Here is a 12,660-nt window from a genome sequence, read left to right as displayed (position 1 = left end):
AAAATCTTCTGCGGATACGACAAGGCATGTCGGCCTGACGTAAGATTTTTCAGGAGAGTTGAGTTCAAACATTGGAGGCGGAATCATGATTGCCGTTACCGTGGCAGGAGTTGAACAATCTCTTGAGGGGCTTTCGGATAGCTGGCTTCATGAGCAGATAAAGCGTCGTCAGCGCGCCGGTGATCTGGTATGTGTGGAACAAACCTCTGACACGAATGTCGGTGTCTCGTCGGGGGCTTGCCCACCGGTTCAGGCCAGTTCAAGGCGGCCAAACGAAAAGGAGCGTGAAGTGCTGGATCTTTGGAAGCACTTTAGCTTAGGTGAGGAAGGCCTCAATAGCGGCAAGTTGGTCGCGTTTCTTCAGCGATTGCGGACGCTGATTTAAACGAAGATAAATTTTTAAAGGATGTTCTATGGCGAAGCTGGTTTTCTCATATTCCCACGTAGACGAAGACCTGAGGAATGAGTTGGAGAAGCACCTGATGCCTCTGAAGAGGCTGGGACTGATTGATACTTGGCATGATCGGCGTATCGCTGCCGGAACTGAACTGCACGGCGAGATAAACCGGCATTTCGAAGATGCTGAAGTCATTCTCTTGTTGATCAGTCCCGATTTCATTAACTCAGATTATTGCTACGACATCGAAGTGGCGCATGCTCTGGAACGACACGCGAAGGGAAACGCACGTGTTGTTCCGGTCATTTTGAAAACCTGTGATTGGCATGATTTGCCGTTTGGAAAGCTGATGGCAACCCCCGAAGATGGCTATCCGATTACAAAATTTACCCACGTAGAAGATGGATTCTACCAAGTTGTTCAGGCCATCAAATCAATTCTGAAAGAACTCGGTGCCACCACTAAAACTCCTTCTTCTGCCAACACCATCTTTGACTCTCAGGGTTCCGCTCATTCCTCAGCCCGTAGCGGTCCCCGCAGTAGTAACCTAGGAATCCGAAAAGAATTCAGCGATCGGGACAAAGATATTGCCCGCCGAGAGGGTATTCAGTTCTTGTCACGTTTCTTTGAAAACTCGTTGAAAAAAATCTGCGCCCGAAACCCAGAGCTGGAGCAAGATTTTCACCAGAAGGATGCCGACAGTTTTGAGGCTTCCATTTACTGCAACGGGGAGCGGGTGTGCCACTGTGGAATTTGGCGACCAGGTAGCGGCATGGCCTTCGGCGACATTTGCTATAGCCAATCCGGGATTTCTAACAACAGTTGTAATGATGCGGTGACATTAGAGGATGACGGCACAATGCTGGGCTTTCGCTCAATGATGGGGGGAATGTATGGCCCAAGTAATGACTCTTTGCTTTCAAATGACGGGGTGGCGGAGCATTTCTGGGATTCGTTTATTCGGCCATTGAAATAGCCTCATCTAAAATTATCAGAAAAATAATTGGTGTTAAGTATGGGAACGAAAAACAGGCATGATGAGGATCTTGCTTTTCTGGCGTATTGCTCTGAGAAGGATATACAGCAGCTTGCGAAACTTCTTATTTATGATAAGAAAGGCAAGAAACGGATAACAACTCAAATATTGTCTGACAAAAGTTTCATGGCGCTTAATGGTTCGTCAGAGCAATGGAGAAAGTCGTGGCAGCTAGTTGCGGGAGAGTTACAACATTTTGGCGGTGATACTATTGTTAACCTGTTTCGCCGAAAGGGTGTTTTTTACAGAGAAATACTTAAAGATACCAGTAAAAAATCTGGAGTTAAGTTTGACAAAAAAGGCGCGACTTGGGAGATAGAAGACAAGTTGATTGAACACTTTGTGAAAAAACTCTGGGGTGAAATGTCCGAAGAAGAGAGAGATGCAGCTTTGAAGTCGATGAATCTGGGTGATTTCACCGGTGGAAAATTCGATTGGAGAAGCGCGTCTTCGTCAACGCTTTTCGGTGGAGCCGCAGCCGGAGCTTGGTACGCATGGGCCGCCAGTGCAGCAAAGGCTGTGTTTGCGCCTGCAATCTTTAGTAGAGCCGCGATTGCAGGAGCTTCATCTCTGGTGGCACAGCGCGGTGCCACTGCTTTTCTAGGGCCCGCCGTAGCGGTGGCTTTGACAGTTCCGGCCGTTTCAGGCACCGCTTATCGTGTAACCGTACCGGCGACGATTCAAATCGCTTATATGCGACAAAAATACATTAAGAAGGATCGTTTCGAATGAACAATGCTGCTTTCGAACTGCTGGAGAAAATCTGGGTTCTTGACGAATTTAAGCTTAATAAAACACTGATCGATGCCCTCACCGAGGGCAAAGCAGTCATTCATGATGGCGTAGCCTATTGGGCAAAGGGTAGCGGAGATACTGGTGTTATTCAGCACCTGCCATTTAAAGAAGTGACCTATAAATCTGCTGAGGAAGCTATTAAAGCTGCACAAATGACTACGGTGATCGCAGCCGCTGCGTCGACATGCATCATTCTTGGTGCACTGATCATCCAGACTAAATACTTGGCGGCTAAACTGGATAAAATCCAGGAAACCGTGGATGAGATCTCCAAGGACGTTCATTCGCAAAATATCATCTACTACATGGACAAGATCAGCGACTATATCGGTAGTATCGAATGTGCTCGTACTCTTCTTCGTGATCGAACGCTCGCCGGAGAAATCAGAGAAATTGCCTACCCATTGCTCGCGCAAGTGGCGGCGAAAAGAAACCACGTTCTATCGTTCATCGACAATATACTCAATCTGGCGGGCAACCAACGGGATATTACTGAGCGACATTATGAGTTGATAGTCAATTTTGCGCACATGATGATGGAGATCATGCCAATGGGTATTCACACTGAATATCTGCTGACAGCTCGCGTCGGAAAGCCAAGATTGGCAGAGCAAATTCTGTTAGACGGGGCCCATCGTTACGAGTCCGCAATGCTTGTCTACAAAAGCTTCATGAATAAGCAGCATAACGCACTGGTGCGCGGCACCATCGGTGATAGAGCAAGGGTATATCAGGGTATCGAACGTAAGGTTGAAGCGCTCTTAAACTCGACTGAGAATAAGCTGCTTTTAACATTGCCCGCTGGACGAATGGCGCTGGAGGCGGCCTGAATGCTGTGCGAGAGGTGGCAACACAGCGTCATTGCGGGGCAGGTATAAAGTTCGCGCGGAAGATCTTGATAAAACTTAGGTTAAAAAGGGTAGTACATGGATTCGAAACAGCTCACCCAAGGGCTTCATCAGGCTTTTTTCTCAGAAAACCACCGCCTGGTGTTTTGGTTCGATCCCGAACAAAGCTTTGGCGATGAACTGTCCAACCTGAATCTGCCAGACGTTCAGGTGATGGACATGGCTGGCGAGTCCACTCTGAGCGTTAAGCTGAAGCTAGAACTGGAAGACCAGAACGGTAAGTACCTGCTGTATTTTCCACACGCAGAGCCGGAGCCCGAGGATGACTGGCTTCTAGATATGAAGTTATATTCCCGCACCTTCCACGCCGACCGTATTTCAATTGTTTTCAATGAGTTGGGACTTCATCAGCAGAGTCTGCGGGCGCACTTGGCCCGGCGTGAAAAGTTTCTGAGCAAGGCCCGCTTGGCGGCTTTGAAGCGCTTTATCCAGCCAGATTTTGATGAGGTTGCGCTGGATATGGCCATGATCGCAGTGGTCACACGCGCTGAGTCGCCGGACATTGCCAATATTCTGTTTACTCTGGGCGATGAGCTGGTGAAGGTTGATGGCGGACTGGAGCAGGTTCCGGAGTCCATCACGGAGCTGGAGAAGTACGGCTTGGTGCCGCCATTGGTCCGTGCGTTTCAGGAAGAGGTGGGTTACCCCGCCTCTGAGGAAGAGTTGCGCGGCGAGATTCCGTTCAATTTTGGGCACTTCCTGATTCGGTTACTGGCAACAGGCTTTTGCGAGAGCATCTCCGATGTGCCGGACTGGGTACGGTCTGTGGCCATTTCTTCAGCCAATGCCAGAGCGACGTCTAGGGCGTTGTTGTCACGCTGGCGTGATAGCTCCCGCTACTACCCCGCGTATGATGTGATCGCTGACTGGGTTTCCGCAGCCCTGAATATTAAGTCACGTATTTCAGATTACTCTATCGAAGATCTGGCCAACGTTGCCACCTTCCGGGACGCCGAGAACCAGATTATTGTTGATCTGGTTAACGCAATTCCAGAGGCGCGGACGGCAGATCTGAATGTGTTTGCCAGAGTGATTTCTGATCGTCTTGATGGATACTGGGCCTCTCGCCATAAGAATGATGCCGTTCGCAGGAAGTTTCGCACTGTCTACTCGGCACTCTCTGCGGCCATTGACCTGTTTGCATTGCGCCAAGCACATCCGGAAGGGTTCCATTTTACAAATGTGGGGGACTTGTATACGGCTTATGAGTCCGACCTGTATCGGTTTGATACTGAGTATCGCCACTATTGCGCGGCCTCCCGAATGGCTCACGTGGAGATCTTAAAAGTACTGGATGACGCGGTGGAGCAGTGTTACGCCTATTGGTATCTCGACCAGTTGGCTCGTAACTGGGGCGACCTGATTGAGAGTGAGCGTTTGATGGAACACTGGAGTATTCGTGGAGTGCCCAACCAGCATCATTTTTACGATACTCAGGTGAAGCCCAAGCTCGACAGTGCCCGTAATAAACGCCTGGTTGTGATCATCAGTGATGCCTTCCGGTATGAGGCTGCGGTGGAGTTGCGAGACCGGATCAATGTGAAGCGATATAGCGAGGCAAAGCTTTCCAGCCAGTTGGGCGTGTTGCCGAGTTACACCACCCTGGGTATGGCCTCCCTGTTACCTCACCAATCCTTGGAGTATCGAGAGGGGGTAAGCGATGACGTGTTTGTGGACGGCAGATCCACTAAGGGTAGCGACAATCGAAACAAGGTTCTCGCCAGCTACAATGGAATGGCTGTTCAGGCTGAAACGGTAAAAGCCTGGAGTCGGGATCAGGGCCGTGAGGCTCTGAAAGATCAGCAGTTGGTGTACGTCTACCATAACGTGGTGGATGCTCGGGGGGACAGTGCCTCGACCGAATCTGAAACTTTTAATGCGGTGGAGCACGCTATTGAAGAGCTGACGGAACTGACCCGCAAGATCATGATGCACTTCAATACCACCACGGTTCTGATTACGGCTGACCATGGCTTCTTGTTCCAACATAGCAAGTTGGAGGCGGCGGATCGTACTTCGCTTGCAGAAAAGCCAAGCAATGTGTTGAAGAGCAAAAAGCGTTACGTTATAGGGCATGATTTACCCGAGGCCAAAGACGCCTGGTGCGGCTCTACCAAGAATACTGCCGGTACGGCTTCAGATACCCGGTTCTGGGTTCCCAAGGGCGCGAACCGCTTCCACTTTGTCGGTGGTGCACGATTCGTTCATGGTGGCGCGATGCCGCAGGAAATTGTGGTGCCGGTGCTGACAGTGAAGCAGTTGCGGGGTGAGAAGGCAGAGAGCCGATCCCGGCGTAAGGCCGAAGTGATTTCACCCAAGCCCACTTTGAAAATGGTCAACAACATCCAGCGCTTTGACTTGATGCAGACGGAAGCAGTGACCGACCAGGTGCTGCCAGTCACCATCGCCGTGGCCATTTATGAAGGTTCTGAGACGGTGTCTAGCGAAGAGGTGGTTACCTTCGACAGCGCTTCGGATTTGATGGCCGAGCGGGTCAAGCAGGTTCGATTGTCCCTGTCAGGCAAGGGCTTTGACCGTAAACGTGATTATTTCCTGATATTGCGGGACAAAGATCTGAACACAGAAATTGAGCGCTACCGTGTAGTGATTGACTTGGCTTTTACCGACGACTTTTTTTGAGGCAGCGGTCGATGTAAACCCCGCTACCCGATGCACGAATCATCAGAGCAGAGATACATGAACGATTTGACCATGCAGGCCGACAAGGATCTGGACCAGTTACTTAATGAGCACTTCGGGGGCCGGGTGGTGCGCAAGGATCTGACCAAACAGATCAAAGAAGGCGCGAACGTGCCTGTGTACGTGTTGGAGTATTTACTGGGCATGTACTGCGCATCGGATGACGCGGAAGTGATTGAAGCGGGCCTGCGTAACGTCAAAAAGGTGTTGTCTGAAAACTATGTGCGTCCGGATGAAGCTGAAAAGGTTAAGTCCTTGGTCCGTGAACGCGGTAGTTTTAAAATTATCGACCGGGTAACGGTTCGCTTGAATGAAAAGAAGGATTGCTACGAAGCGGCATTCTCTAACCTGGGTATCAAAGATGCCGAGATTGGCGTCGGTATCGTTAAGGAAAACGAGAAACTTTTGGTAGGTGGTATTTGGGCAATTGCAACACTCAGCTACTACCACGAAGAGGGGCAGAAGGGGTCACCGTTTGGCGTAAGTACTCTGAAAGCCATCCAGATGCCCAATATGAACATGCCTGAGCTGTTCGCTGGCCGGGCTGCGCTGACGGTTGATCAGTGGCGGGAAACGCTGATTCGGTCTATTGGCATGGAGCCGGCAGCGCTGAGCGAGATGGTGCAGTGGCATTTGCTGGCACGGATGATTCCGTTTGTTGAGAACAACTACAACGTTTGTGAGTTGGGCCCTCGGGGAACTGGCAAGAGCCACATCTATAAAGAGTGTTCGCCCAACAGTATTCTGGTGTCTGGCGGCCAAACCACGGTTGCCAACCTGTTCTACAACATGAGCAGCCGCAAAATTGGCTTGGTAGGGCTGTGGGATTTGGTAGCCTTTGATGAAGTGGCGGGAATCTCCTTCAAGGATAAAGACGGCGTCCAGATAATGAAGGATTTTATGGCGTCTGGCTCCTTCGCCCGTGGTCGAGAGCAGATGGAGGCTAATGCTTCCATGGTGTTTATCGGCAACATTAGCCAGTCCGTTGAATCCTTGGTGAAAACCAGCCATTTGCTGGCGCCGTTCCCCGACCAGATGATTGATGCTGCGTTCTTTGATCGGTTCCACGCCTACATTCCTGGCTGGGAAATCCCCAAGATGCGACCGGAGTTTTTCACCAATCGCTACGGTTTGATTGTGGATTACCTGGCCGAGTTTTTCCGGGAGATGCGCAAGCGCAGCTTTGCGGATGCTCTGGACAAGCACTTTAAGTTGGGCAGTAACCTGAACCAGCGTGACGTTATTGCGGTACGAAAAACGGTTTCAGGGCTGCTGAAACTTTTGTACCCCCACGGTGAGTTTGATAAGGCTGCGGTGCAAAAGTGCCTGGAATATGCTTTGGAAGTTCGCAGGCGGGTGAAGGAACAGCTCAAGAAAATCGGTGGCATGGAGTTTTACGATGTGCATTTTAGCTACATCGACAATGACACCCTGGAAGAGCATTTCGTGACGGTAAAAGAGCAGGGCGGGGGAAAGTTGATTCCCGAAGGCCCCAGCAAGCCGGGTGTAGTGCATCTGGTTGGCGTTAGCGCTAAGGGCGTGCCCAGCCTGTATCGAATGGAACTTCAGGTTACAAAGGGCTCAGGCAAACTCGCGACCTCGGGTTTATGGAGCCTGCCGCCGTTACGAGAGCAGGTGAAAATGGCGTTCGATTTTTTTAAGGCCAATATAACCCGAATCTCCGGCGCCTCCCGCGTACTGGAACACGATTTCCACGTGCACCTCGTTGACCTGCAAAACGGCGGCCCCATCCAGTCTCTGGCGTTGCCCAGCATGGTTGCCTTTGCGTCTGGCATTATGGGGCGACCGACACAGTCGCAGTTGGTCGTGCTTGGAGACATGAGCCTCGGCGGCAGCGTTAATCCTGTTCAAAGCTTGGCCGAATGCCTGCAGGTAACGTTTGATGGCGGCGGCAAGCGCGTGGCTTTGCCTATTACCAGTGCAGCGGATATCCCTACCGTTCCTGGAGCGCTGTTCACCAAATTCCAGACGAGCTTTTATGGTGATCCGGTGGATGCGGTGTTTAAGGCGTTGGGGGTGGATTGATGTTGCGGACGGTGAAATGCAAATTCTAGGTTTTGCTGACGCTATTTGAGGTAGCGCGGTATTTGTTTTTAACCGTGAAATGTCGGTTTTTGGCAGAGCGAAGGCACTAACGGGCCGTATGTGTTTGGCTAACCTAAAAGAGGCATGTCTGTTTCTTTAGCGGCTTGGCAGTGAAGAAAGCCGCTACTCGTTAAGATGGCAACATATCCAGCCATGTCACATAGAATGGCCTTCCTTTGACATTTTTTAGTGTGTTCGGTTAATCCCCCACAAAAGGTTGAGGGGTTGGCCATACATTGACATCTAATTTTGTAAGACCTCAAGGTGTTTAGCGATGGCTATAATTAGGCACTTAAAAATCGAGAATTTTCGTTCGGTTAGAGAGACAGAATGGCGCCCAAGAGCCGGTCTAAACTGTTTAATTGGCCCCGGAGACCGACAGGATTCGAACCTGTGACCACTGCCTTCGGAGGGCGGTAATTTTACACGGTGAGATGAGATGTTAGTCGGCATAAAGTGTGTTTTTCAACAGCTTATGACCACTGTGCTAAAAAGATTAAAACCCTTTTAAAACCAATATTTACACGTTTTACGCCACTTGTGGGGTAAGCGCCAATAAATCAGCACCTACATTCCGGCTCGCCGATTGCACACACTGACCTTCTCACTCATTCCACGAGGAATCAGCATGGAGTGGTTGAATGGATGTGACCAGCCCAGTTAAGGAATAATACCCTGAACCTGGAGAACCTACATGACCACAAGAAAGCTGTACTCAAAAGAATTTAAGCTGGACGCCATCAGCCTTGTGCTGGAGCAGGGATATTCAAGGGCCCACGCGGCGCGCAGTCTGGAGATCAACCCAAACATGCTGGGGCGTTGGATAAAAGAGCATGAATCGGTCGATGGGCAGGCTTTCAGAGGGAACGGCAAACTGACCGCTGACCAGTTGGAAATTCGCCAGTTGCGAGAAGAAAATCGCCGCCTGAAAATGGAGAAAGACATCCTAAAAAAAGCGACGGTCTTCTTTGCCAAGGAAACGCATTAAAGTACGCGTTCATCACCCAGCATAAGAAGACCTGGCCAGTCGACGTAATGAGTCGGCTCTTGGGTGTCAGTCGCAATGCCTATTATCGGTACTGCCAACGTCAACGCGAACGGTTGCCGAATGCGGAGCACGAGGCGATGATTGAGGCTGTGAAGGAGGTCGCTCAAAGTAGCGACAAGAGCTATGGCTCCAGGCGGATGAAGCACGCTCTGAACGCCCTGGGCTATCCAGTGGGTCGGCGAAAGGCGCGGTCGCTGATGCGTGAAGCAGGCGTTAAAGCCCGGTACCGGCGGAAGTTTAAGGTAACCACCAACAGCGACCATAAACAGCCGGTGTTCGACAACGTACTGGCACGAGACTTTAGCGCTGCTGAGCCTGATCAGGCATACGTTGGTGACATCACTTACATCTGGACCCGGGAGGGCTGGCTGTATCTGGCGGTCTTCATCGATTTATTCAGCCGGCGGATAGTCGGTTGGAGCATGGGGTCACGGATGAACGCCAAGCTGGTGACAGACGCCCTGAACATGGCCATCTGGCAGCGGCAACCGAAACCCGGTTTAATCATCCATTCGGATCGAGGCTCTCAATATGCCAGCAACGCTTATCGGCGGTTGCTGTACGCAAACGGCTTCGTTGGTAGCATGAGCCGCAAAGGCGATTGCTGGGACAATGCCCCGATGGAAAGGGTCTTCCGAAGCTTGAAGAGTGAATGGATTCCGTCACTCGGCTACCGATCAATTCTTGATGCACGAAAGGATCTTGGAGACTACCTGATGAACTACTACAACCGACAACGCCCCACACTTTTAACGGCGGTATGCCGCCTGTGGTCGCCGAAGAAAAACTTACCTGATTACGCATGTTGATCAGCCACCATTCCGCCAGCTTGACCTATACTGGGGTTATGTCCAGTAGAGGAGTCGACGTCATGGCACGCAACCCAATCCAGTTCCAGCCCGGCTTGTCGTTACCGGCGTTTCTTGAGCAGTACGGCACGGAAGCACAGTGCCAAGCAGCCCTCTTTCAGCATCGCTGGCCCAAGGGCTTCGTGTGCCCTGAGTGTGGTAATAGCACAGGCTGTCGACTGTCCCGAGGGCACTACCAGTGCCACCGCTGCCACCATCAAACCTCGCTGACGGCCGGCACCATCTTTCATGCGACACACCTGCCGTTGACCATCTGGTTCCTGGCCATTTATCTGCTGACCCAGCGCAAGAGTGGTATCTCGGCACTACAACTGTCCCGGGAGCTTGGCGTCGCCTACAACACGGCCTGGAAACTCAAGCACAAGCTGATGCAGGTCATGCATGAGCGCAACCAGGGAGAGAAGCTCTCCGGGCGCATTGAGATTGATGACGCCTACCTGGGCGGTGAACGGCCGGGAAAGCGCGGTCGCGGCGCTGAGCACACGTTCCCGTTTGTGGCCGCCGTACAAACCGATGAGGCGGGCCATCCGCAGCGTGTTCAGCTACGACGTGTGAGCGGTTTTAGCCTTGTCGAGATACGTCGCTACGCCCAACAGGCCATTGCGCCCGGAAGCCAGGTCATCAGTGACGGCCTATGGTGTTTCCGGGCCTTCGACACTCCCATCTACAGCCATGACCGCCACATCACCGGGGTTGGGCGTGCCAGCGTGAAGAATCCTGAGTTCAACTGGGTCAGCACCCTGCTTGGCAACGTCAAGAACGCGATCACCGGTACCTACCATGCCATCCGTGGGCAGCATGCCCCTCGCTATCTTGCCGAGTTCGAATATCGCTTCAACCGGCGCTATGACCTCAGCGCCATGATCCCACGTTTTCTGACAGTGGCAGTCCGGACACCACCGATGCCTTACCGGCTGTTAAAGATGGCTGAAGCTTATGCGTAATCAGGAAAAGATAAGTGCGTGTCCACTTAAGCGATTGGCTCTGTGCGCAAATTCAAGCCCGGCATGACGAGATCGCAGAAATAGTCGGCGATGTCTTCTGGGCTACGAGGGCCGCCAGGGCGCATCCACAAATAGCTGTAGTGATGCATGCCCAGCAGTGCTTTGACCATCAGCGGGTCGGTGGGGCAAAAGCTATTTTCGATCTCGCCGGCTTTGAGTACATCAGCCCAGATTTGTTCGTACTGGCGGTGCAAGTTGAGCAATTCGACTCGGCGTACACCAATAACGGAGTGCACCTCACGAAAGCAAACTGTGAGCTCTGACAGGTGGTTGCTTACCGCTCGCATCACGTGACGAGAGAGTTTTCGCAGCCGCTCTTCGGCGGGCATCTGAGTGGCCAATAGCTGATCGCCAGCTTCTATGAGTCGGCGCAGGTAACGACTGATGACCTCAAACAGCAACTCTTCTTTGCTGGTGATGTGGTAGTACAACGCACCGCGGCCCAGCCCCGTTTCCCGCTCAAGATCACTCATGCTGGTGGAGTGGTAGCCGTGGATGGCAAAAAGATTCGCCGCTATTTTCAAGATGCGATCAAGACTGCTGTTTCTGCTAGCAGTCGGGGTTTCTACAGGAAAGTTTTGGTTGTCGTTCATCTTGGCGCCTTAAAAATACGATCAGCCTTAAATATGTTCTTCAAGGCTGTGGCTATGATCGGTCAGACACGTCAATACAGCTACTAATGGAGCGCTCTAGGTTGGTGCCTTAACCGTTGTTCCCGCGTAGGCGTGAAGCCGTGCCTTTCAAATGTTTGTTTACCCGCTTTCACGAGTAAAACGAATCAGATCATGTAGATGGATAAGCGGCATTTCTCTATAAACTGACGATTCGGTAATAAATACAACCATAAGTCTATAAGCAATAAAATCTAATTGCGAGGGAACGCTCGGAAAAGTCTCCAGAATCAGCGGCAATAACTCCTTCGCCAACCGCATAAGAACCGCTGCCACCATGGATCAGATACCTTTCTCCGAAGCCGGGTACCAGAACAAAACGCGCAAGACATGCCGCGAGAACTTTCTGGAACGTATGGGCAAACTAATCCCGTGGAAGCAGATAGCAATTGCCTTCGGATGTGGTATTGACCCAAAAAAATGGACACACTCCGTTCGTTAATTCCTTCGGATCCTATCGGAGTTCGGTAACCAAGGCCAATATGGAGCCCTTGGATATTATGAAAGCGCTAAATATAGTGTCGCAATTGGTGGAGAGTGACGAAGTTGGTTGCGTGCAGAAGTTCTCCCTTCAGGCTTTTGAAAAAAGACTCCATCACAGCATTAAGGGTGCACTGACCTAGTATCTAGCTTACTGACGCCATGAAAAACATGATGCTGGGTTAGCATGTCGCGCATTTTCGGAGCTCTGAATTCAGTGCCACGATCAGAATAGAACAGAAGCTCCGGCGATCGAAAACGCTGGGTTATGTTTTGCAGGAGTGCGTCAAGAGACAGGTCATTATTCAGAATATCTTTAGTTTCCATCCCACAATGCGACGAAAATAAAGATCCAGGGCCACGGTCAGAAATACGTTCTTCCGGCTCATCTTGATTTACGTAGCGTTACTCTTCCATTGCTGACGCACCGATGGCTTATCGGAATTGAGGCGATAATTCGGTAGATCTTGGATATCCGCTTTTCTGATGAGCAAGCGCTGATATATGTGATGGGCCCGCGCTTTCATGCCCACCTGCGATTAGCTCAGGTATATTAGCCCGAGCGCGAGATATTCAGACGGAGACACAAGGGCTTTATGTCGTGTTCTCGTCGGTGTTGTTTAGGCAAGCCTGAGCGCTTCTGTCG

Annotated in this window: 8 protein-coding genes and 1 pseudogene; 8 read left to right on the top strand and 1 reads right to left on the bottom strand. The window is 51.2% G+C overall.

Annotated features, from left to right (window positions below):
- Window positions 1-85 precede the first annotated feature (85 nt).
- The 8 genes and pseudogenes from MIH18_RS02740 (at window position 86) to MIH18_RS02705 (ending at window position 10,803) form a co-directional block, all read left to right on the top strand.
- Complete coding sequence (locus MIH18_RS02740) at window positions 86-385, top strand: hypothetical protein (protein WP_249013854.1); 300 nt, start codon at window positions 86-88, stop codon at window positions 383-385.
- A gap of 28 nt (window positions 386-413) precedes the next feature.
- Window positions 414-1,373: a toll/interleukin-1 receptor domain-containing protein gene (locus MIH18_RS02735; RefSeq protein ID WP_249013853.1), complete on the top strand. Its 960-nt coding sequence runs from the start codon at window positions 414-416 to the stop codon at window positions 1,371-1,373.
- A 39-nt stretch (window positions 1,374-1,412) separates the two neighbouring features.
- Window positions 1,413-2,165 (top strand): DUF3944 domain-containing protein, encoded by a 753-nt coding sequence (locus MIH18_RS02730; RefSeq protein ID WP_249013852.1) that lies wholly within the window; start codon window positions 1,413-1,415, stop codon window positions 2,163-2,165.
- The gene (locus MIH18_RS02725) at window positions 2,162-3,058 is read left to right on the top strand and encodes a hypothetical protein (RefSeq protein WP_249013851.1); all 897 of its coding nucleotides are present in this window, start codon (window positions 2,162-2,164) and stop codon (window positions 3,056-3,058) included. The genes MIH18_RS02730 and MIH18_RS02725 overlap by 4 nt, the downstream gene beginning before the upstream one ends.
- A 96-nt stretch (window positions 3,059-3,154) precedes the next feature.
- The gene (gene pglZ / locus MIH18_RS02720; RefSeq protein ID WP_249013850.1) at window positions 3,155-5,776 is read left to right on the top strand and encodes a BREX-1 system phosphatase PglZ type A; all 2,622 of its coding nucleotides are present in this window, start codon (window positions 3,155-3,157) and stop codon (window positions 5,774-5,776) included.
- Between the two features lie 57 nt (window positions 5,777-5,833).
- Window positions 5,834-7,882 (top strand): protease Lon-related BREX system protein BrxL, encoded by a 2,049-nt coding sequence (gene brxL / locus MIH18_RS02715; RefSeq protein ID WP_249013849.1) that lies wholly within the window; start codon window positions 5,834-5,836, stop codon window positions 7,880-7,882.
- Window positions 7,883-8,636: 754 nt separating this feature from the next.
- Window positions 8,637-9,786 (top strand): annotated as a pseudogene (locus tag MIH18_RS02710) (IS3 family transposase).
- A gap of 75 nt (window positions 9,787-9,861) precedes the next feature.
- Window positions 9,862-10,803, top strand: coding sequence for an IS1595 family transposase (locus tag MIH18_RS02705; RefSeq protein WP_249013848.1), 942 nt, complete (start codon window positions 9,862-9,864; stop codon window positions 10,801-10,803).
- Between the two features lie 26 nt (window positions 10,804-10,829).
- Here the strand turns inward: MIH18_RS02705 and MIH18_RS02700 are convergent, their stop codons facing one another.
- Window positions 10,830-11,456, bottom strand: coding sequence for a TetR/AcrR family transcriptional regulator (locus MIH18_RS02700; RefSeq protein WP_249013847.1), 627 nt, complete (start codon window positions 11,454-11,456; stop codon window positions 10,830-10,832).
- Window positions 11,457-12,660: the final 1,204 nt, after the last annotated feature.

It is taken from the genome of Marinobacter sp. M3C (assembly GCF_023311895.1).
GTDB lineage: Bacteria > Pseudomonadota > Gammaproteobacteria > Pseudomonadales > Oleiphilaceae > Marinobacter.
This window is presented reverse-complemented; position numbering and strand designations above follow the sequence as displayed.

Coding starts and splice junctions, on each gene's coding strand:
- MIH18_RS02740 (WP_249013854.1), top strand. CDS start 86: ATGATTGCCGTTACCGTGGCAGGAGTTGAACAATCTCTTGAGGGGCTT.
- MIH18_RS02735 (WP_249013853.1), top strand. CDS start 414: ATGGCGAAGCTGGTTTTCTCATATTCCCACGTAGACGAAGACCTGAGG.
- MIH18_RS02730 (WP_249013852.1), top strand. CDS start 1,413: ATGGGAACGAAAAACAGGCATGATGAGGATCTTGCTTTTCTGGCGTAT.
- MIH18_RS02725 (WP_249013851.1), top strand. CDS start 2,162: ATGAACAATGCTGCTTTCGAACTGCTGGAGAAAATCTGGGTTCTTGAC.
- pglZ (WP_249013850.1), top strand. CDS start 3,155: ATGGATTCGAAACAGCTCACCCAAGGGCTTCATCAGGCTTTTTTCTCA.
- brxL (WP_249013849.1), top strand. CDS start 5,834: ATGAACGATTTGACCATGCAGGCCGACAAGGATCTGGACCAGTTACTT.
- MIH18_RS02705 (WP_249013848.1), top strand. CDS start 9,862: ATGGCACGCAACCCAATCCAGTTCCAGCCCGGCTTGTCGTTACCGGCG.
- MIH18_RS02700 (WP_249013847.1), bottom strand. CDS start 11,456: ATGAACGACAACCAAAACTTTCCTGTAGAAACCCCGACTGCTAGCAGA.